The organism is Pseudomonas sp. S3E12 (assembly GCF_001702295.1).
Classification (GTDB): Bacteria; Pseudomonadota; Gammaproteobacteria; order Pseudomonadales; family Pseudomonadaceae; genus Aquipseudomonas; species Aquipseudomonas marginalis.
Map to the genome: position 1 here is coordinate 300,259 of NZ_MBDT01000029.1, position 20,332 is coordinate 320,590.

19 protein-coding genes are annotated in these 20,332 nt (G+C 61.3%); 11 read left to right on the forward strand and 8 right to left on the reverse strand.

The features are described from left to right. Positions 1 to 89 precede the first annotated feature (89 nt). Entirely contained in the window at positions 90 to 980 is an 891-nt protein-coding gene (locus BB029_RS22920; protein ID WP_065925611.1) for a LysR family transcriptional regulator, read from the reverse strand. Between the two features lie 153 nt (positions 981 to 1,133). On the opposite strand from BB029_RS22920, the gene BB029_RS22925 reads away from it, so the two are divergent. The 9 genes from BB029_RS22925 (at position 1,134) to BB029_RS22965 (ending at position 12,161) form a co-directional block, all read left to right on the forward strand. Beyond that, positions 1,134 to 2,624, forward strand: a complete 1,491-nt coding sequence (locus tag BB029_RS22925; RefSeq protein WP_065940889.1) for an aldehyde dehydrogenase family protein — start codon at positions 1,134 to 1,136, stop codon at positions 2,622 to 2,624. Positions 2,625 to 2,795: 171 nt separating this feature from the next. Further along, the gene (locus BB029_RS22930) at positions 2,796 to 4,079 is read left to right on the forward strand and encodes an FAD-binding oxidoreductase (protein ID WP_065940890.1); all 1,284 of its coding nucleotides are present in this window, start codon (positions 2,796 to 2,798) and stop codon (positions 4,077 to 4,079) included. A gap of 374 nt (positions 4,080 to 4,453) precedes the next feature. Continuing rightward, positions 4,454 to 5,590: a branched-chain amino acid ABC transporter substrate-binding protein gene (locus BB029_RS22935; protein ID WP_027607701.1), complete on the forward strand. Its 1,137-nt coding sequence runs from the start codon at positions 4,454 to 4,456 to the stop codon at positions 5,588 to 5,590. Positions 5,591 to 5,773: 183 nt separating this feature from the next. Beyond that, positions 5,774 to 6,688 (forward strand): branched-chain amino acid ABC transporter permease, encoded by a 915-nt coding sequence (locus BB029_RS22940; RefSeq protein WP_003236186.1) that lies wholly within the window; start codon positions 5,774 to 5,776, stop codon positions 6,686 to 6,688. Between the two features lie 2 nt (positions 6,689 to 6,690). Then, complete coding sequence (gene livM, locus BB029_RS22945; protein ID WP_065940891.1) at positions 6,691 to 7,968, forward strand: high-affinity branched-chain amino acid ABC transporter permease LivM; 1,278 nt, start codon at positions 6,691 to 6,693, stop codon at positions 7,966 to 7,968. Beyond that, positions 7,965 to 8,840 (forward strand): ABC transporter ATP-binding protein, encoded by an 876-nt coding sequence (locus tag BB029_RS22950; protein WP_027607703.1) that lies wholly within the window; start codon positions 7,965 to 7,967, stop codon positions 8,838 to 8,840. The genes livM and BB029_RS22950 overlap by 4 nt, the downstream gene beginning before the upstream one ends. Continuing rightward, positions 8,837 to 9,553, forward strand: coding sequence for an ABC transporter ATP-binding protein (locus BB029_RS22955; protein WP_027607704.1), 717 nt, complete (start codon positions 8,837 to 8,839; stop codon positions 9,551 to 9,553). The genes BB029_RS22950 and BB029_RS22955 overlap by 4 nt, the downstream gene beginning before the upstream one ends. 787 nt (positions 9,554 to 10,340) lie before the next feature. Next, positions 10,341 to 11,105: an SDR family oxidoreductase gene (locus BB029_RS22960; protein WP_065940985.1), complete on the forward strand. Its 765-nt coding sequence runs from the start codon at positions 10,341 to 10,343 to the stop codon at positions 11,103 to 11,105. A 150-nt stretch (positions 11,106 to 11,255) separates the two neighbouring features. After that, positions 11,256 to 12,161, forward strand: a complete 906-nt coding sequence (locus BB029_RS22965) for a cation diffusion facilitator family transporter (RefSeq protein WP_065940892.1) — start codon at positions 11,256 to 11,258, stop codon at positions 12,159 to 12,161. 27 nt (positions 12,162 to 12,188) lie between these two features. Here BB029_RS22965 and BB029_RS22970 read toward each other — a convergent pair whose 3' ends face one another. The 5 genes from BB029_RS22970 to ureE form a co-directional block, all read right to left on the reverse strand. After that, positions 12,189 to 13,310, reverse strand: a complete 1,122-nt coding sequence (locus tag BB029_RS22970) for an AGE family epimerase/isomerase (protein ID WP_065940893.1) — start codon at positions 13,308 to 13,310, stop codon at positions 12,189 to 12,191. 180 nt (positions 13,311 to 13,490) lie between these two features. Then, positions 13,491 to 14,063 (reverse strand): HupE/UreJ family protein, encoded by a 573-nt coding sequence (locus tag BB029_RS22975; protein ID WP_065940894.1) that lies wholly within the window; start codon positions 14,061 to 14,063, stop codon positions 13,491 to 13,493. A 22-nt stretch (positions 14,064 to 14,085) separates the two neighbouring features. After that, positions 14,086 to 14,700, reverse strand: a complete 615-nt coding sequence (gene ureG / locus BB029_RS22980; RefSeq protein ID WP_017849719.1) for an urease accessory protein UreG — start codon at positions 14,698 to 14,700, stop codon at positions 14,086 to 14,088. 21 nt (positions 14,701 to 14,721) lie between these two features. After that, positions 14,722 to 15,396: an urease accessory protein UreF gene (locus BB029_RS22985; protein WP_065940895.1), complete on the reverse strand. Its 675-nt coding sequence runs from the start codon at positions 15,394 to 15,396 to the stop codon at positions 14,722 to 14,724. Further along, entirely contained in the window at positions 15,393 to 15,893 is a 501-nt protein-coding gene (gene ureE / locus BB029_RS22990) for an urease accessory protein UreE (protein ID WP_065940896.1), read from the reverse strand. The genes BB029_RS22985 and ureE overlap by 4 nt, the downstream gene beginning before the upstream one ends. A 276-nt stretch (positions 15,894 to 16,169) precedes the next feature. Between ureE and BB029_RS22995 the strand changes: the two genes are divergently transcribed. Beyond that, a complete protein-coding gene (locus tag BB029_RS22995; protein ID WP_065940897.1) occupies positions 16,170 to 16,667 on the forward strand; it encodes a C40 family peptidase in 498 nt (165 codons plus the stop codon). 4 nt (positions 16,668 to 16,671) lie between these two features. Here BB029_RS22995 and BB029_RS23000 read toward each other — a convergent pair whose 3' ends face one another. Further along, positions 16,672 to 17,304 (reverse strand): TetR family transcriptional regulator, encoded by a 633-nt coding sequence (locus tag BB029_RS23000; protein WP_065900186.1) that lies wholly within the window; start codon positions 17,302 to 17,304, stop codon positions 16,672 to 16,674. Between the two features lie 162 nt (positions 17,305 to 17,466). Further along, positions 17,467 to 17,838: a hypothetical protein gene (locus tag BB029_RS23005; protein WP_065940898.1), complete on the reverse strand. Its 372-nt coding sequence runs from the start codon at positions 17,836 to 17,838 to the stop codon at positions 17,467 to 17,469. A 358-nt stretch (positions 17,839 to 18,196) separates the two neighbouring features. Between BB029_RS23005 and BB029_RS23010 the strand changes: the two genes are divergently transcribed. Continuing rightward, positions 18,197 to 20,266, forward strand: a complete 2,070-nt coding sequence (locus tag BB029_RS23010; RefSeq protein WP_065940899.1) for an AsmA family protein — start codon at positions 18,197 to 18,199, stop codon at positions 20,264 to 20,266. The last annotated feature ends 66 nt before the right edge of the window (positions 20,267 to 20,332 follow it).

The window sequence follows — 20,332 nt, forward strand, 5'->3', positions numbered from 1 at the left end:
GAAGGGGGCTAGTGGCGCATAGACGCGGGTAGGTTTGCCAGTGATTTTTTTGCCAAGGTCACTTGCCCCCGATGGCGATATTCCAGGCACTAAACAACCTGCTCCATCATCCACTTCACAAACTCCCGCACCTTGGGCACCTCCGCCGCGTGTTCCGGGAAGGCCAGGTAGTAAGCGTCCTGGCTGGGCATTGCATGCTGCCAGGGGATCACCAGCTTGCCGTCGGCCAGTTCTTCTTCCACCAGAAAGCGCGGCAACAACGCCACGCCGCAACCGACCTGCGCCGCACGAATGCACATATAAAAGGTGTCGAAACGCGGCCCGTGGTAGCTGTGTTCGGTGTGATAACCCTGGTCGGCAAACCAGTCATGCCAGCCCTGGGGGCGCGAGGCGTTTTGCAGCAGCACCAGGTCGCTCAGTTGCGTGGGATCGGTGAACGGCTGCGCCGGCAGGCTTTCCGGGGCGCACACCGGTACCAACTCTTCGCTGAACAGTTTCAGGCTTTCGGTGCCGGGGCGCGAGCCCTGGCCGAAGTAGAAGGCCATGTCGGCCTTGCCTTGCAGCAGTTCGTCCGGCTCCTGTTCGTTGCACAGGTCCAGGTGGATCTGCGGGTGGCGCAGGCGCCAGCCCTTGAGGCGCGGCACCAGCCAGCGCGCGCCAAACGTGTAGGGCGTGGACACGCGCAACACTTCGGTCTCGCCGCCATAGGAGCGCAGGTAGTGGGTGGACATCTCCACCTGCGTGAGGATCTTGCGTACTTCCACCAGGTACAGGTCACCTGCCGGAGTCATCTGCAAGCGGCGGCGTACGCGGCGGAACAGCAGGTGCTGGAGTAATTCCTCCAACTGCGCGACCTGTTTGCTCACTGCGCTTTGCGTGAGGTTCAGCTCCTCGGCGGCGCGGGTGAAGCTCAAGTGGCGGGTGGCGGCCTCGAAACACTGCAGGGCGGTGATCGAGGGCAAATGTCTTTTGTTCAGCACGGCATGCCTCTTTTTATTCTTTGCATGAATAAACGGAATGATATCTCGCCTAATCGTCGTTTGTTGGCAAGTCTTGGGCCAGCTACAAATAAGGCCTGGATCGCCGTGCGTGCCGCGGTGCGATTTTTTGTTCGAAGATTGAAGGAGTGACCCATGGTTGCCGCATTGCTTGATCGTCTCGGGGTAAACCCGGCGCTGTACCAGGCGGGTAAACAACCCGTGCATTCGCCGATTGATGGCAGCCGTATCGGCAGTGTGCACTGGGAGGGTGCCGCCGAGGTGGAGCAACAGGTCAGTCGCGCCGAGCATGCATTCGAGGCCTGGCGCAACGTGCCGGCCCCCCGTCGCGGCGAGTTGGTGCGCCAGTTCGGCGATGTCCTGCGTCAATACAAGGCCGATCTGGGCGAGCTGGTGTCCTGGGAAGCCGGCAAGATCACCCAGGAAGGCCTGGGTGAAGTGCAGGAAATGATCGACATCTGCGACTTCGCCGTGGGCCTGTCGCGCCAGTTGTACGGCTTGACCATCGCCTCCGAGCGCCCAGGCCACCATATGCGTGAAACCTGGCACCCGCTGGGCGTGGTCGGGGTGATCAGCGCCTTCAACTTCCCGGTGGCCGTGTGGGCGTGGAACACCACACTGGCGCTGGTGTGCGGTAACGCAGTGATCTGGAAACCGTCGGAAAAGACCCCGCTCACCGCCCTGGCGTGCCAGGCGCTGTTCGAGCGTGTGCTAAAGAATTTCAAGGACGCGCCGCAGTACCTGAGCCAGGTCATCATCGGCGGCCGCGATGCCGGCGCTGCGCTGGTGGATGACCCGCGCGTGGCGCTGATCAGCGCCACCGGCAGCACCCGCATGGGCCGCGAAGTGGCGCCGAAAGTTGCCGCGCGGTTTGCCCGCAGCATCCTCGAACTGGGCGGCAACAACGCGATGATCCTCGGTCCAAGCGCCGACCTGGACATGGCCGTACGCGCCATCCTGTTCAGTGCGGTCGGCACCGCCGGCCAGCGCTGCACCACCTTGCGGCGTCTGATTGCCCACGAGTCGGTCAAGGACGAAATCGTCACCCGCCTCAAGGCCGCCTATTCCAAAGTGCGCATCGGCCACCCGCTGGAAGGCAACCTGATCGGCCCGCTGATCGACAAGCACGGCTTCGACAACATGCAGGACGCTCTGGAGCAGGCCTTGAGCGAAGGCGGCAAGGTGTTCGGCGGCAAGCGCCAGCTGGAAGACACATTCCCCAACGCCTACTACGTGTCACCGGCGATTGTGGAAATGCCTGAGCAGAGCGATGTGGTGTGCACCGAAACTTTCGCACCGATTCTGTACGTGGTCGGCTACAAGGATTTTGCCGAAGCCCTGCGCCTGAACAACGCCGTGCCCCAAGGCCTGTCGTCGTGCATCTTCACCACTGACGTGCGCGAGGCCGAGCAATTCATGTCGGCAGTAGGCAGCGACTGCGGGATCGCCAACGTCAACATCGGCCCGAGCGGCGCGGAGATTGGCGGCGCGTTTGGCGGTGAGAAAGAGACCGGTGGCGGGCGTGAGTCGGGTTCGGATGCATGGCGCGGGTATATGCGTCGCCAGACCAACACCGTGAACTATTCGCTGGAGTTGCCGCTGGCCCAGGGCATCACCTTCGACTGACCTCCTCAAGACGGAATGCGGTCACGTGTGGGAGGGGGCTTGCCCCCGAAAGCGGTGGATCAGCTGCACATCTGTTGATTGACACACTGCGATCGGGGGCAAGCCCCCTCCCACATTTGACCGCATTGCACATCAAGATTGTTGTTTGTTGGGTCTCACCGGAGTCTGGCAATGGCACTACGCGAAACATGTTTGTGGGAACACCTGACCCCCGGCCGACCGGAGCGTGCGGCGCTGGCGGGCGAGGTCAAGGTCGATGTGTGCGTGATCGGCGCCGGCATCACCGGTTTGTCCGCCGCCATTCATTTGCTGGAACAGGGTAAACGCGTCGCCGTGCTGGAGGCCCATCGCACTGGCCACGGCGGTTCGGGGCGCAACGTCGGGCTGGTGAATGCCGGCCTGTGGATCCCTCCGGACGAGATCGAAGCCGGTTTCGGCGAAGCGGTTGGCAGCCAGCTCAACCGCATGCTCGGCGCGGCACCGTCGCTGGTGTTCAGCCTGATCGACAAATACAACATCGATTGCCAATTGCGCCGCGAGGGCACTTTGCACATGGCACATAACGCCCGTGGCGAGGCGGATTTGCGCAGTCGTGAAGAGCAGTGGAAGCGCCGTGGCGCGCCGGTGGAATTGCTCACCGGCCAGGCCTGTGAACATGCCACCGGCACCAAGAAAATCGCCGCCGCCTTGCTGGATCGGCGTGCCGGTACCTTGAACCCGATGGCCTACACCAGCGGTTTGGCGAATGCCGCCGTGGGGCTTGGCGGGCAGTTGTTCGACCATTCGCCGGTCACCCGGTTGGAGCGCCAAGGTGCGAGCTGGTCCGTTCAGACCGCCAGCGGTTCGGTGCAGGCTGCACAAGTGGTCATCGCTTCCAACGCCTACACCGAAGGTGAATGGACCGAGCTGCGACGCAATTTTTTCCCCGGCTACTACTATCAGGTCGCCTCCGCGCCGCTGACCGACGCCGCCGCCGAGCAGATTCTGCCCGGCGGCCAAGGCTCATGGGACACGCGCCAGGTACTGAGCAGCATCCGCCGCGATGCCGATGGCCGCCTGTTGCTCGGCAGCCTGGGCAACGGTAACCAGAAACCGGCCTGGTTCCTCAAGGCGTGGGCTGATCGGGTGCAGCAACATTACTTCCCGTACCTCAAATCGGTGCAATGGGAATTCACCTGGACCGGCTGCATCGCCTTCACCCCCGATCACCTGATGCGCCTGTTCGAGCCAGCCCCCGGCCTGTTGGCGGTAACCGGCTATAACGGGCGCGGCGTGACCACCGGCAGCGTGGTCGGCAAGGCGTTCGCCGACTATTTGTGTCACCAGGATCCCCAGGCGTTGCCGATTCCGTTTGCACCCATGCAACCGCTGGCCGGGGTTGGGCTGCGCAGTTGCCTATATGAAGCCGGATTCTCGCTGTATCACGCCGGGCAATGCCTGAGGATCGTGATCTGATCAGCGAAATACCGCTCAGAAGCCTGCATTTTCTTAGCCGGCTACTAATCTGTATTGGTGCAGGTCGTAGCAGTTGCGCACTGTAAATGTGCAGTTCCGTTACGCAGGCTGTTACAGCTGTAGGAACTGTCGTTTATTGCTTTGGTTGCAGGTGCGACCCGTCAGGGTTGTACTTTTTCGGCTCATGGGTTGCACCTATCGATGCTAGAGGGTTGCACGTCCTGGCGAGCGGAGCCGAAACGCCTGCAATAACAATGACACCGTGTCTTTTTGAAGAATAAAAACGTAATGGCACGAGGCTTGCTCTGGGCTTTCAGTGAAAAGTTTGAACGCAAGTTGTCGTGCCAAAAATCAAAAATATCGGAGCACCACTCATGTCCCAGACGTTTTACAAGAAAGGTTTTCTGGCCCTCGCCGTTGCAGCGGCGCTGGGTGTTTCTACGTTTGTTCAAGCTGATGTGAAGATTGGCGTTGCGGGGCCGATGACCGGCGCCAACGCCTCGTTCGGTGAGCAGTACATGAAGGGTGCCCAGGCGGCAGCCGAGGTGATCAACAAGGCCGGTGGCATCAATGGCGAGAAAGTCGTGCTGGTGGCAGGCGACGATGCCTGTGAGCCGAAACAGGCCGTTGCCGTGGCCAACCGCCTGGCTGACCAGGACAAAGTGATTGGCGTAGTCGGGCACTTCTGCTCGTCGAACACCATCCCGGCCTCCGAGGTCTACGACGAAGCGGGCATCATCGCGATCACCCCAGGTTCTACCAACCCACAAGTGACCGAGCGCGGCCTGGGCGCCATGTTCCGCATGTGCGGGCGTGACGACCAGCAAGGCATCGTCGCCGGCGACTACATCGTCGACGTGCTCAAGGGCAAGAAAGTCGCCGTCATCAACGACAAGGACACCTACGGCAAAGGCCTGGCCGACGCCACCGCTGCCCAGTTGACCAAGCGCGGCGTCAAGCCGGTGCTGGAAGAAGGCCTGACCCGTGGCGAGAAGGACTTCAGTGCGCTGGTCACCAAGATCCGCTCCCTGGGCGCTGACGTCGTGTACTTCGGTGGCCTGCACCCGGAAGCCGGTCCATTGGTTCGCCAGATTCGTGAAGCGGGCCTGAAGGACGTCAAGTTCATGTCCGATGACGGCGTAGTGACCGATGAACTGGTGGCCACCGCTGGCGGCGCGCAATACGTCGATGGCGTGTACATGACCTTTGGCGCCGACCCGCGCCTGCTGCCAGACAGCAAGGCCGTGGTGGAGGAGTTCCGCAAGGCCGGCTACGAGCCTGAGGGCTACACCCTGTACGCCTACGCTTCGTTGCAGGCCCTGGCCGCCGGCTTCAATGGCGCCAAGTCCAACAAGGGCGAAGACGCGGCCAAATGGCTGAAAGCGCACCCGGTCAAAACCGTGATGGGCGAGAAGACCTGGGACGCGAAGGGCGACCTGAAAGTCTCCGATTACGTGGTTTACCAGTGGGATAAAGACGGCAAATACCACCAGCTGGAAAAGCAGAAGTAATCCATGTGGGAGGGGGCTTGCCCCCGATGCGGTGGGTCAGATGAACAATTGTTGACTGACACACCGCTATCGGGAGCAAGCCCCCTCCCACATTGGGACAGCGTTGTTATTGAGATCTGTCTTTTCCTCCAGAAGCGCCGCACACCGACTGGTGTGCAGGTGCTCACCGCGTGAGATTGCGTTATGGATGGTATTTTCCTGCAGCAACTGGTCAACGGCCTGACCCTCGGGTCGGTCTATGGCCTGATCGCCATCGGCTACACAATGGTCTATGGCATCATTGGCATGATCAACTTCGCCCACGGCGAGGTTTATATGATTTCTGCTTACCTCGCGGCGATCAGTCTGGCACTGCTGGCTTACTTCGGCATCGAATCCTTCCCGCTGCTCATTCTCGGCACCCTGATCTTCACCGTGGTCGTCACCGGCGTGTACGGTTGGGTCATCGAACGGGTCGCCTACAAACCGCTGCGCAACTCCACCCGCCTGGCTCCGCTGATCAGCGCCATCGGCATCTCCCTGATCCTGCAGAACTACGCGCAGATCGCCCAGGGCGCGAAACAACAAGGCATTCCAACCCTGCTGGCCGGCGCCTGGCGCGTCGACATCGGCAGCGGGTTCGTCCAACTCACGTACACCAAGGTCTTCATCCTCGTGGCGGCGTTTGCCGGCATGGCGTTGCTCACCTACATCATCAAGTACACCAAGCTCGGCCGCATGTGCCGCGCCACCCAGCAAGACCGCAAGATGGCCTCGATCCTGGGGATCAATACCGACCGCGTGATCTCCTACGTGTTTGTCATCGGTGCCGCCATGGCGGCCCTGGCCGGCGTGCTGATCACCCTCAACTACGGCACGTTCGACTTCTACGCCGGCTTCATCATCGGCATCAAGGCGTTTACCGCAGCGGTACTCGGCGGCATCGGTTCCCTGCCTGGGGCGATGCTGGGCGGGATCATCCTGGGTATTTCCGAGTCGTTGTTCTCGGGGTTGATCAACTCCGACTACAAAGACGTGTTCAGTTTCTCCCTGCTGGTGGTGATTCTGATTTTCCGTCCCCAGGGCCTGCTTGGTCGCCCACTCGTGGCTAAGGTGTAAACATGTCTGCTGCCAAACCCATCGATATCAAGAAAAGTGTGGTCGACACGGTACTTGCCGGGCTGATTTCGTTGATCGTGTTCGGTCCGATCGTCGGCGTGGTCCTCGACGGCTACAGCTTCAACCTGGAACCGGCCCGTGTGACTACCCTGGTCGCCATCGTCATGGCCGGGCGCTTTGCCCTCAGCCTGTTCCTGCAAACCCCCAAGGGCCTGAAGATTCTGCAGGGCTTCGAGAGCAGCGGCTCCGGCGTGCATGTACTGCCACCGGACTACAAGTCGCGGCTGCGCTGGATCATCCCGGCGCTGATCGTGATCGCCATCGTGTTCCCGATCTTCGCCAACAAGTACCTGCTGACCGTGGTGATCCTCGGGCTGATCTACGTGTTGCTGGGCCTGGGCCTGAACATCGTGGTCGGCCTGGCCGGGCTGCTCGACCTGGGTTACGTGGCGTTCTACGCCATCGGCGCCTACGGCCTGGCGCTGGGTTATCAATACCTCGGCCTGGGCTTCTGGAGCGTGTTGCCGCTGGCAGCCATCGCAGCGGCTTTAGCGGGGTGCATACTCGGCTTCCCGGTGCTGCGAATGCACGGTGACTACCTGGCCATCGTGACCCTGGGCTTCGGTGAAATCATTCGCCTGGTGCTCAACAACTGGCTGTCGTTCACCGGCGGCCCCAACGGTATGCCGGTGCCTTCGCCGACCTTCCTGGGCCTGGAGTTCGGGCGCAAGGCCAAGGAGGGCGGGGTTCCGTTCCACGAGTTCTTCGGCATCGATTACAACCCCAACATCAAGTTCATGTTCATCTACATCGTGCTGTTCCTGGTGGTGCTGGCCGTGCTGTACATCAAGCACCGCCTGACCCGCATGCCAGTCGGTCGCGCCTGGGAAGCCTTGCGCGAAGATGAGATCGCCTGCCGCTCCATGGGCCTGAACCACGTGCTGGTCAAGCTCTCGGCCTTCACCATCGGCGCGTCCACTGCCGGTTTGGCCGGGGTGTTCTTCGCCAGCTACCAAGGCTTCGTCAACCCGTCGTCGTTCACCTTCTTCGAGTCGGCGCTGATCCTGGCCATCGTGGTACTGGGCGGTATGGGCTCGACGGTCGGCGTGGTGATCGCGGCGTTCGTGTTGACCGTCGCGCCTGAACTGCTGCGCAGCTTCAGCGAATACCGCGTGCTGCTGTTTGGCGTGCTGATGGTGGTGATGATGATCTGGCGACCGCGCGGCCTGATCCGGATCAGCCGCACCGGTGTGACGCCACGCAAGGGGGTAGCGCCATGAGCAAGGAAGTCGTCCTCTCCGTGGAACACCTGATGATGCACTTCGGTGGCATCAAGGCCTTGAGCGATGTGAGCCTCAAGGTCGAACGCAACTCGATCTTCGCCCTGATCGGCCCCAACGGTGCCGGCAAGACCACCGTGTTCAACTGCCTCACCGGCTTCTACAAAGCCAGCGGCGGCAAGATCGAACTGAACATCCGTGGCAAGCAGACCAATGTGATCCAGCTGCTCGGCGAGCGCTTCAAGGCCGTCGACTTCGTATCGCCGAAAAGCTTCTTGAGCCGGGTGTACTACAAGATGTTCGGCGGCACCCACCTGGTCAACCGCGCCGGCCTGGCCCGGACCTTCCAGAACATTCGCCTGTTCAAGGAAATGTCGGTGCTGGAAAACCTGCTGGTGGCCCAGCACATGTGGGTCAACCGCAACATGCTGGCGGGCATCCTCAACACCAAGGGCTACCGCAAGGCCGAAAGCGATGCCCTCGACCACGCGTTCTACTGGCTCGAAGTCGTGGACCTGGTGGACTGCGCCAACCGCCTGGCCGGTGAGCTTTCCTACGGCCAGCAGCGCCGCCTGGAAATCGCCCGCGCCATGTGCACCCGGCCGCAGATCATCTGCCTGGACGAACCGGCAGCGGGCCTCAACCCCCAGGAAACCGAAGCCCTCAGCGCGATGATTCGCCTGTTGCGCGACGAACACGACCTGACGGTGGTGCTGATCGAACACGACATGGGCATGGTGATGAGTATTTCCGACCACATTGTGGTGCTGGACCACGGCAACGTGATTGCCGAAGGCGGGCCGGAAGCGATCCGCAACGACCCGAAAGTGATTGCCGCTTACCTGGGCGCTGACGAAGAGGAGCTGGTATGAGTGCACCTATCCTCGAAATGAAGGACCTGGACGTGTTCTACGGCCCGATCCAGGCCCTGAAAAAAGTCTCGCTGCACATCAACGAAGGCGAAACCGTGAGCCTGATCGGCTCCAACGGCGCGGGTAAATCCACGCTGCTGATGTCGATCTTCGGCCAGCCACGGGCCGAGTCGGGGCAGATCCTCTACAATGGCGTCGATATTACCCACAAGTCGTCCCACTACATCGCCTCCAACGGCATTGCGCAGTCGCCGGAAGGGCGGCGGGTGTTCCCCGACATGACCGTCGAGGAAAACCTGCTGATGGGCACCATCCCCATTGGCGACAAGTTCGCCCAGGACGATATGCAACGCATGTTCGAGCTGTTCCCACGGCTCAAGGAACGACGTAACCAACGCGCCATGACCATGTCCGGTGGTGAGCAGCAAATGCTCGCCATCGCCCGCGCGCTGATGAGCCGGCCCAAGCTGTTGCTGCTGGACGAACCGAGCCTGGGCCTGGCGCCGATTGTGGTGAAGCAGATCTTTTCCACCCTGCGCGAACTGGCCTCCACCGGGATGACCATCTTCCTGGTGGAGCAGAACGCCAACCATGCACTGCGTTTGTCGGATCGGGCGTATGTGATGGTCAACGGTGAGATTCGCCTTACCGGCACCGGCAAGGAATTGCTGGTGAACGAGGAAGTGCGCAACGCCTACCTCGGTGGTCACTGATCTAAATAACGACGCAGTACCCCTGTGGGAGGGGGCTTGCCCCCGATGGCGGAGTGTCAGTTTCAGAAGTACTGACTGACAAATCGCTATCGGGGGCAAGCCCCCTCCCACATTTGTTTTGTGTCGCCTGCAAGCCCGATCCCAAATTGTGGAAAACAAATCCAGCCCCCCTCCAAAGCGCGACATATAGCCGCCGCAAATCCCTGTTTTGTCACACTTTTGACTTGTCCCCATCCACTGTGGAACCGGCTGTGGGTAACGTGGGAGTAGCTGGCTGAACGCCTTTAAAACCGTGGCTTTCAGCGGCGTGGCTGTTTTTTGATCAGTGGCTTTTTCGCGGCCGATCGAGGGGTTTGTCAACCTGTTTAAAGACACAGGTATATGACTGAAATATGTCCCGCCGGCCTGTGGATAAGTCTGTGACTAAACTCTGGAAAGACGGCCGCAGAGGCCGGAATGACTGGCCTGGAGCCATCGCTCGTTTTCCACCGATGCCCATGGGTCTACATACGCCTTCGTCCAGGTCAAGCAAAAAACTTTCTAAAATCGCCTGGAAGCCTTGTACACAGCGGCCTGAAGGGTTTTGCACTTGCCCCCAGAGACTGTGGGCGCAGCTGTGGATAACCTGCGCGCATATGGCTGCAAGCCACGTTTCATAAGGCTTTGGTCTGAATGATTAAAAAATGACCAGTCGTGCATGAAGTTCTGTGCATGGCGGTTGCCGCAACCGCGGCGTAAGGGCATTCTGCTGGCTGATTTTTTTCCCGATGCCCGCAAGGAGAACACCATGTCCAACACGCTGTTTATTACTGGCGCCACCTCAGGTTTTGGCGAAGCCTGCGCCCGTCGGTTTGCCGAGGCCGGCTGGAAACTGGTGCTTACCGGCCGTCGTGCCGAGCGTTTGAATGCGCTGGTCGAAGAGCTTTCCAAGCAGACCGAAGTGCACGGCCTGGTGGTGGACGTGCGGGATCGCAAAGGCATGGAAGAGGCGATCGCCAACCTGCCGCCATCGTTCGCCACCCTGCGCGGGCTGATCAACAACGCCGGCCTGGCCGTGGGCACCGACCCGGCGCCCAAGTGCGACCTCGACGATTGGGAAACCATGGTCGATACCAACATCAAAGGCCTGCTGACCACCACCAGCCTGCTGCTGCCGCGCCTGATCGCCCATGGCCGTGGCGCCGGGATCATCAACCTGGGCTCCATCGCCGGCAGCTACCCGTACCCGGGTAGCCATGTGTATGGCGGTTCCAAGGCGTTCGTGAAGCAGTTCTCCCTGAACCTGCGCTGTGACCTGCAGGGTACCGGCGTGCGTGTGACCAACATCGAGCCGGGCCTGTGCGAAAGCGAGTTCTCCCTGGTGCGCTTCGGCGGTGACCAGGCGCGCTACGACGCCACCTACGCCGGTGCCGAGCCGATCCAGCCGCAGGACATTGCCGACACCATCTTCTGGGTGCTGAACACGCCGGCGCACGTCAACATCAACCGCCTGGAACTGATGCCGGTGAGCCAGACCTGGGCTGGGTTTGCGATTGAGCGGGGGGCCAAGTAAGGCTCTAGACCGCGTTGCTGCCATCGGGGGCTTGGCGAATCGTCGCACCGCCCCGATGGCGTCAAATCGGCCAAAACAGGCCATAAGGTACACTCCCCCCCTGAAAACCCCACCGCACCCTGCGGTTTAAAGGTTTTGACGGGAGGAAATGTGAGTAACCGAGGTGAGCAGTCACTGCTCAAACAATCGACGATCCTGATGTTCGCGGTAGCGATCGCCGGGATTGTCACGGGTGTGATATCTGGCGCCCAATCCATTCTGTTCGACGGCTTTTTCTCGCTGATCGCCACCGCCATCAAGGTGTTGATGCTGATCACGGCCAAGCTGATCGCCAAGAAAAGCAACGAGCGTTTCCAGTTCGGCTATTGGCACCTGGAGCCCATGGTGCTGCTGATCGAAGGCAGCTTCCTGCTGCTGATCGCCATCTATGCGTTCCTGAACGGTGTGTTCGGCATTATCAATGGCGGGCGCGAGATCGAGTTGGGCCTGGTGATCATCTACGCGGCGGTGTTTACCGTGGTCGAGTTCGCCTACTTCTTCTATGTGCGCTATCGCAACCGCAGGCTGAAATCCTCGCTGATCCAGTTCGACAACATCAGTTGGCTGGTGGACGCGATGCTCTCGGTGGGCCTGCTGGTCAGCTTTCTCGCCGCGCTGTTGCTCAAGTCCCAGGGCTATGGCGAGTGGGCCGTGTATGTCGACCCATTGATCCTGATCCTGTTGGCCCTGAGCATGCTGGCACCGGCGTTCAAGATCCTGCGCCCGGCGTTGCGCGAGGTGCTGGGGATCGCGCCGGATCACCTGGATGACAAAGTGCGCGAGGTGATGGACGCGGCGCAGGCCAGGCATGGGTTCGATGACTACGTGTCCTACGTGCAAAAGCACGGTCGGGCGCGGTTTATCGAAATCCATGTGGTGCTGCCGGCGGATTACCCGGTGGATAACGTCGCGACCCTGGATGGGCTGCGTGAAGAGATATCCACAGGGCTGGGCAAACCGGATGCGGCGCGCTGGCTGACGATCAGCTTTACCGGGGATCGCAAGTGGATTGCGTGATGGGTCGTTAGACCGAGGCCCTGCAGGTCACCCGAGATGCTGGATCAGCCCCTGGTAGCAGGTTGCCAAATGATAAGGTGTGGTCGATGGCATATCCCGTCGGCTCACCGCGCCGTTGGCATCCAGGCATTCATGCCAGCCTTTCTCATGCAGGAAATGCTGTTGCAGCGCCAGCAGTTGGCGCTGCAGCACCGCTTCACTGCCAGGGCGCAAGGTCAGTGCCCGCAGGTACTCGGCCTGGGCCCAGATACGCTGGGTGCCGTCGCGCACGCTGCCGTCGAGCGCCAACATGCCGCTGACCGCTCCGGTCGCGCCGTCCACACCCTTGTGCTCAGCGTAGGCAAACGCCCGCGTCAGTGACGCATGCAGCGGCGTGCCGCGCAGCACGGGCGACGACTCGAGCAAAAAGAACCACTCGAACTGGTGCCCCGGCTCAAACCAGTTATCCACAGCGCCCAGCGGCTTTTCCATCATCACGCCGTGCCGGCGGTCGATGAAACGCTGCTGCATGGCCGTCGCCAAGGCCAGCAGGGCCGCTTGCACAGGGGCATCCTCGCGCACCGCAAGGGTGGCGAGGAAACCTTCGGCCAGGTGCATCAACGGGTTTTGCAGCGGGCCGGACTGGAGGGACGACCAGTTGCGTTCCAGCACCGCCTCGTACAGGCCGTCCTCGGTGGCGAAGCGCTGGGCGACGACTTCGAGGGCGGCGTTCAGCACCGATTCCACCAACGGCTCACGCACCTTGGCCCAGTAATGGGCGCAGGCAAAGATGATGAAGGCGTGGGTGTAGAGGTCTTTGCGCTTGTCCAGCGGCTGGCCGGCGGGGTCGACGCTGTAGAACCAGCCGCCGTGTTCGGCATCGTGGAAATGCCGTTGCAGGGAGCGGAACAGCACCGCCGCGCGCTCTTCTGCGAAGGCCGCCCCTGGCTCGCCGATCAGGCTGGCGAACAGGTACAACTGTCGCGCGCAGGCCATGGCGCGGTAGCGTTGCGGCGGCAGTGGGTGGTGATCGGCGTCCAGCGCCTCATAGGGCAACGCCAATTCGGCATTCCAGCCAGGGCCCTGCCAGAGCGGCACGATCAGGGTGTGGAAGTGCGTGAGCACGGCATTCAACGAAGGCTGGGGGGCGGAGCTTGGAGCGATGGGCATCGGCTGGCGTCGTCACGGCAGGGGTGTAGGCGCGCATGGTAGCAGGCTTGGGAACTGTGGTGTCTGCGCCACCGCTATCGGGGGCAAGCCCCCTCCCACCTTTGACTGCATTCCACAGGTGGAACTCGGTCGAATGTGAGGGGACTTGCCCCGATAAGGGCCTTATAAGCGCTGCAAATCTTAGCCTGCCAGCAACCACACCCCAGTCGCCGCCGAAGCCGCTCCGGCAATCCGCACCAGCGGCGCCGCTGCGGCCGGCAACCAGCGCACCAGCGCATACCCGGCCGCGTGCAGTGCAGCGGTCGCGCCGACAAACCCGGCGGCATACGCCCAAGGGCTCGACATATCCGGCAACTCCAAGCCATGGGCCACACCATGGAACAGCGCAAACACCGCCGTCGCACCCATGGCCATGAACAACGGCGGACGCACCGCCAGTGCCACGGCCAGGCCCAGGGCCAGCACCGAGGCGGCGATCCCGCTTTCCAGCGCGGGCAATTGCAGGCCTTCAAAACCCAGCATGCCACCGATCAGCATGGTGCCGACAAAGGTGCACGGCAGGGCCCAGCGCGCGGTGCCTTTTTGCTGAGCGGCCCACAGACCCACCGCAAGCATGGCCAGCAGATGGTCGAGGCCACCCAGCGGGTGGCTGATACCGGCCACCAGGCCGTTATCGCCGTGGCCAGGGTGAGCGAAAGCCAGGGCGGGTGTGAGCAGCAGGGCCGCTGCGGCGAGAAGTTTATTGAGGCTCATGAGCAGGTTCCTTATGGGTTGATCAGGCGGCGGTCAGCAGGCCTTGGCGTTCGATAAAGGCGACGATTTCATCCAGGCCGACTCCGGTTTTCTGGTTGCTGAACACAAAGGGCTTGCCATTGCGCATGCGCTGGGTGTCGCTGTTCATCAGCTCCAGCGACGCGCCCACCAGCGGCGCCAGGTCGATCTTGTTGATCACCAGCAGGTCGGATTTGCAGATACCCGGCCCGCCCTTGCGCGGCAGCTTGTCGCCGGCGGACACATCGATCACATAGATGGTCAGGTCCGACAGCTCCGGGCTGAAGGTGGCCGACAGGTTATCGCCGCCGGACTCCACCAGGATCAGGTCCAGGCCGGGAAAGCGGCGGTTGAGTTGGTCCACCGCTTCCAGATTGATCGAGGCGTCCTCGCGAATCGCCGTGTGCGGGCAGCCGCCGGTTTCCACGCCGATGATGCGCTCCGGCGCCAGGGCCTGGTTGCGCACCAGGAAGTCGGCGTCTTCGCGGGTGTAGATGTCGTTGGTGACCACCGCCAGGTTGTAGCGATCGCGCAGCGCGAGGCACAGGGCCAGGGTCAGGGCGGTCTTGCCGGAGCCGACCGGGCCGCCGATACCGACACGCAGGGGTTGTGTATTCATGTTTGATTCTCCAAAAAAGCCTTAGGAACGGAACAGGCGGCTGTACTGGCGCTCGTGGGCCATGCTCGCCAGGGACAGGCCGAAGGCGGCGCTGCCGAAATGCTGGGGGTCGATGCGGGCGGCGTCCTGCTGGGCCTGTTGCAGCAGGGGCAGCAGCTCGCTGGTCAGGCGTTGCGCGGCTTGCTGGCCCAGCGGCAGGGTTTTCATCAGCACGGCCAATTGGTTTTCCAGCCAGCTCCAGAGCCAGGCGGCGAGGGCGTCGTCGGCGCTGATCGCCCAGGCGCGCGCGGCCAGTGCCCAGCCGAGGGCCAAGTGCGGTTCGCGGCGTTGCTCCAGGAAGCTGCGGGCGTCGCTGTCCAGTTCCGGCAGGCCATTGAGCAACTGCTGCAGGGAATAACCCATCTGCCGACTTTCCTGATACAGCTCCCGGGTTTCGCGGCTGGCTTGATGCGCTTCGCACAGCTGCGCCAACGCTGGCCAGTCCTGCTCTGCGGCGGCGCGGCAATGGGCGAGCAACAACGGGGCTTCGAAGCGCGCGAGGTTGAGCAGCAATTGGTCGCTGATCCAGCGGCGAGCGCTGGCGGCATCGTTGACGCGTCCGTTCTCCACGGCCATTTCCAAACCCTGGGAATAGCTGTAGCCGCCAATCGGCAATTGCGGACTGGCCAGACGCAACAGCGCCCAGGCTGGGTTCATAGACGTACGCCGAACTGATGAAGCTTGGGCGGGTAGTTGAAATCCTCATCGCCATGCCGGGAGTGGTGGTGGCCGCCGCCATAGGCGCCGTGTTCCGGTTGGAACGGCGCCTCGATGGTTTCGGTGTGGGCGCCCAGTTGCTCAAGCATGGCCTTGAGCACGTAGTCGTCGAGCAGGCGCAACCAGCCATCCCCCACTTGCAAGGCCACATGGCGGTTGCCGAGGTGGTAGGCGGCGCGGGTCAGTTCAAAGGCGTTGCTGCAGGTGACGTGCAACAGGTGTTCAGGGCGGGCGCACACGCGTACGACACGTCCGTCTTCGGCTTGTAGGAATTCGCCATCGTGCAACGGCGGCTGGCCGCGCTCCAGAAACAGGCCGACGTCTTCGCCGTCGGCACTGAAACAGCGCAGGCGGCTTTTGCTGCGTGCTTCGAAATTTAGCAGCAGCTCAGCGGCCCAGAGGGTTTGGGGGGCGATTCGGCGGTGGATCACCAGCATCAGGAAGCTTCCAGCTATGAGCGATGGAAGTGCTAGAGCAAGGGGCTTGCCAATCCGGTCAGGCGTAGGAATTACCTGTCGGCAGACAGGGCTGTGCTACTGAACGGGGCGTGGGAAGGGTTTACGAGTGGTCGAAAATGGTGCGATTAACTTATGCGTGCACTGCTATCGAGCGTTTTCGGATTTGTCCTACGCTCGATCAGGAATTGGCGTTCAAAACGTTACGTGCCGTGTCTTTAGGCTATGCGCCGTGTTTAATCCACTGCGACGTTTATCATGTTCAAGTCATTTTTTTGCTTGGCTATTGTCAGTCTGTCTTTGGCCATTTCATCGGCCTCGGCCAATCTGCAGCCGCGTTCGACCTTTACAGTTTCGGTTAAGGAGGCCTCTATCAATGATGTGATCGACCGCGCTCACGAGCTGCTGGGCACCCCCTACAAATGGGGTGGTTCTTCAGCAGAGCAGGGGTTCGATTGCAGCAGCTTCCTGGTTTACCTGTTCAAGACCCAAGCTAATATCCAGATACCGCGCACCACGGTGGCGATGCACCGCTCAACGGCCCCGACGATCCAACGCACGGCTTTAAAGCCAGGGGATGCGGTGTTTTTCAAAGGCAATGGGCGCGGCCAGGTCAGCCATGTCGGCCTGTATATCGGCGGGGGTAAATTCATTCATTCACCGCGCACCGGCAAAAGCATCCGCATCGATTCACTGAGCAACAGCTACTGGAACAAGCACTACACCACCGCCAAGCGTTTTCACACCGCGGGTTGACGGCCTATTCGGTGCTGCCCAGGCCTTGCCAGTGCTTGAGGCCGATAAAAATAAAGCGCAGTTGCTGGGTGATTTTCGCCTGGGGCGTGAGGTGGGCAGGCAAGGCCTGGGCGGGCGGGTCGATGATGTCGGGGAGGGTGGCAAACACGCTTTTGACGATCAGGTCGGCCATCACGTGCAACCCTTCTGCGTCCAGGTGCTGCAACTTGGGCATCAGCGTCAGGTCGGCCGCCAGGTCGCGGGTGATGTCTTCACGCAGGGCACCGATAGCTTGGCGCACCGCCAGGCAACCGCCGTATTGCTCGCGGGCCAGGAACAGGAATTGCGAGCGGTTGGCCGAGACCACATCGAGAAAAATCCGCACTGAGGCATCGATAATGCCGCCCATCACGAATTCGTTGTGACGCACCAGGCGAATGGTGGCGCGAAAGGTCTGGCCCACCTCACTCACCAATACAAGTCCAAGCTGGTCCATATCGGCAAAGTGGCGATAGAACCCGGTGGGGACAATGCCTGCGGTCTTGGCCACTTCACGCAGGCTCAGGCTGCCAAACCCACGGCCACACTCCATCAGATGGCGGGCAGCGTCCATCAGGGCGAGGCGGGTTTGTTGCTTCTGTTCGGCGCGGGGCAGCATGGGCGGGCGGGCTTTGTCGGCAAGTACAGCGACGCACTCTAGCAAAACAGCTTCATTGACGTCGAACTTGGCGGGGGATAGGTGAGGATGTTGCGTGACAGGCTCTACAAAAAGTCAAAAGCCCGGTCGGCAGATCGGGCTTTTTTCTGGGCCACCACGGGGTCAGCTCTGAGCTTGATGCAGTTCTTGCAGGCGATCAGCACCACCTTCGGCAACACCTTCGGCGTAGGCACGCTCGTTGGCTTGTTCCGCACCACCTTCAACCAGACCTTTCTGTTCCAGGCGATCACGGCCACCTTCGGCAACACCTTCAGCGTAGGCACGCTTGTTGGCGTGTTCCGAACCGTTTTCAGCGACAGCACCTTTGGCGTAGTCACGGTTCTCGTCTTCTTGCGAACCGCTGCGGGCCAGGGTCTGGTTGAAGTGAACGGCGTCGGCCTTGGCTTGTGGGGTAACCTGTTCGGCGGCTGGCAGGGCAAAGGCGCTGGAAGCCAGGATGGATAACAGGACGGTAGCGAGTACTTGGCGTTTCATGATGGGTTGCTCCTTGGGAGGGCGATAAAGTGGGTACAGGGCTAATGCTACTCTCGATAAGTCGATATAAAAGTTCATAAACACAATGGTAATAATCAACAGAATTGATTGTTCGTCAGGGAGGCTCTAGATCGGGCCTCTCAAGCACGCGGTTTTGCACCGAGGTGGGTATTTTCGACACGAACATGGGTAACAATGGTGCGCCGTAGATGATCGAATCTGTCGAAATGGTCAGGAAAGCAGGTTTTCAAGGGTAAATCGGAGATTGGGTTAAACCCACGAGCGGTTTGCCAGTCGTAGTTTTATAAGCTGTCCTACAGGTGTTGGTTCAGCCGGTCGTATTCAGGAGTCCTGTGCAATGACGCGCACTCGTAAAATCGTCATGTGGAGCTGCGCCAGCTTCGTTGTGTTAATCGCTGTGGTGGTACTTGTCCTGGTGTTCTTCGACTGGAACCGCATCAAGCCCCCGCTCAATGCCAAAGTTTCTGAAGAGCTGCATCGCCCGTTTGCCATCAACGGCAACCTGGCGGTGGTGTGGGCGCGTGAGCCCGATGAAGGCGGCTGGCGCGCCTGGGTGCCGTGGCCCCATGTGATTGCCGAGGACCTGACCCTGGGCAACCCCGACTGGTCGAAAAAACCGCAGATGGTCACGCTGAAAAAGGTCGAGCTGCGCATTTCGCCGCTGGCGTTGCTGGTGCAGCGCGTGGTGATCCCGCGTATCGACCTCACCGAACCGAGTGCCGAGTTGCAGCGCCTGGCCGATGGCCGCGCCAACTGGACGTTCACGTTCGACCCCAAGGACCCCGACGCCGAGCCTTCCAACTGGGTGGTGGACATCGGCGCCATCGGGTTCGACAAGGGCCACGTGACCCTCAACGACCAGACCCTCAAGACTCAGTTGGATGTGATCATCGACCCCCTGGGCAAGCCGATCCCGTTCGGTGAAATCGTCGGTGACGCCGATGCCAGGAAGGCCCTGGAAAAAGGTTCCGCGCCCCAGGACTATGCGTTCGCCCTCAAGGTCAAGGGCCAGTACCACGGCCAGAAGCTCGACGGCAGCGGCAAGATCGGCGGCCTGCTGGCCTTGCAGGACGCGGCAAAGCCGTTTCCGCTGCAAGCCCAGGTCAAGATTGCCGATACCAGCATCGCATTGGCGGGCACCTTGACCGACCCGTTGAACCTCGGCGCCCTGGACCTGCGCCTGAAACTGTCCGGCAGCAGCCTGGGTAACCTCTACCCGCTGACCGGCGTCACCTTGCCGGATTCGCCTGCCTACTCCACTGACGGCCACTTGATCGCCAAGTTGCACGAGGCCAGCGGCGCGTCATTCAGTTACGAAAACTTCAACGGCAAGATCGGCAACAGCGATATCCACGGCAACCTCGCCTATGTCGCCAGCCAGCCACGTCCCAAGCTCAGCGGTGCGTTGGTGTCCAACCAATTGCTGATGAGCGACCTCGCCCCCCTGATCGGTGCCGACTCCAACGCCAAGCAAAAAGCGCGTGGCGGTGAGAGCAAACAGCCGGCGACCAAAGTGCTGCCGGTGGAAGAGTTCCGCACCGAGCGTTGGCGCGACATGGATGCCGATGTGGAATTCACCGGCAAACGCATCGTGCACAGTGCCGAGTTGCCCTTCACCGACCTGTACACCCACCTGGTGCTCAACGACGGCGAACTGAGCCTGGAACCGCTGCGATTCGGCGTCGCCGGCGGCAAGCTGGATGCGCAGATCCGCTTGAACGGCCGCACCACGCCGATGGAAGGCCGCGCCAAACTGACTGCACGCAACTTCAAGCTCAAGCAGTTGTTCCCGACCTTCGAGCCGATGAAAACCAGCTTCGGTGAACTCAACGGCGATGCCGATCTTTCCGGGCGTGGCAACTCCGTCGCGGCGCTGCTGGGCACTTCCAACGGTGACTTGAAGATGCTGATCAACGACGGCGCCATCAGCCGTGGCCTGATGGAAATTGCCGGGCTCAACGTGGGCAACTACGTGGTGGGTCGCCTGTTCGGCGACAAGGAAGTGAAGATCAACTGCGCGGCGGCGGACTTCGGGATCAAGACCGGCCTGGCAACCACACGCTTGTTTGTGTTCGATACCGAGAACGCGATCATCTATATCGATGGCACCGCCAACATGGCCACCGAACAGCTCGACCTGACCATCACCCCCGAATCCAAGGGCTTCCGCCTGTTTTCCCTGCGTTCGCCGTTGTACGTCAACGGCCCGTTCATCAAGCCCAATGCGGGTGTAAAAGCCATCCCCCTGGCCTTGCGTGGCGCGGGCATGGTGGCACTGGGCGTGATCGCCGGCCCGGCAGCGGGTCTGTTGGCGCTGGTGGCACCGAGCGCCGATGCGCCGAACCAGTGCGCACCGTTGTTGCAGCAGATGAAGGAAGGCAAGGCGCCGAAGACGGTGAAAGGCTGACGGACAGAACGCAACTCAAAAATGTGGGAGGGGGCTTGCTCCCGATAGCGGAGTGTCAGTCAGTAC